Source organism: Streptomyces silaceus (assembly GCF_001419745.1).
In the GTDB taxonomy this organism is placed as follows: domain Bacteria; phylum Actinomycetota; class Actinomycetes; order Streptomycetales; family Streptomycetaceae; genus Streptomyces; species Streptomyces silaceus.
In genome coordinates, this window is the sequence record NZ_LIRJ01000242.1 from 9,459 (window position 1) to 10,056 (window position 598).

General features: G+C 71.9%; 1 protein-coding gene. It reads left to right on the forward strand.

Going from position 1 to position 598, the window contains the following annotated elements:
- A partial coding sequence (locus AOK22_RS42905) for a sigma-70 domain-containing protein (protein WP_279617092.1) occupies nt 1-507 on the forward strand: 507 nt, incomplete at its 5' end.
- Nucleotides 508-598 lie beyond the last annotated feature (91 nt).

The window sequence follows — 598 nt, forward strand, 5'->3', positions numbered from 1 at the left end:
GCCGACCAGTCCCGCACCATCCGCCTGCCCGTCCACCTGGTGGAGGAGCTGGGCCGGATCCGCCGTGTGCAGCGCGAGTTCAACCGCGAGCACGGCCGGGACCCGGAGCCCGCGGAGATCGCCGCGGAGCTGTCCTCGACGCCCGAGCGCGTCACGGACGTCCTGGACTGGGCGCGCGACCCGGTCTCGCTCAACATGGGCGTGGACGACGAGGGCGACACCCAGTTCGGCGACCTCCTGGAGGACACCTCGGCGGTCTCGCCCGAGCAGTCCGTCCTTTCGCTGCTGCGCAGCGAGGAGCTGGACGGCCTGATCGGCCGCCTCGACCAGCGCACGGCGTCCATCATCAAGATGCGGTACGGCATCGAGGACGGCCGCGAGCGGACGCTGACGGAGGTCGGCAAGGAGCACGGGCTCACCCGTGAGCGGATCCGCCAGATCGAGAAGCACGCGCTTCTGGAGCTGAAGAAGCTGGCGCGGGACACCGGGTTCGACGCGGCGGCCTAGGCGGCCGGCCTTCAGCGGTCCCACTGGCTGGGCCCCGGTGCCACCCCCCCCGCACCGGGGCCCTTTTCGCGCTTCGCGCGAGGATTTCTCC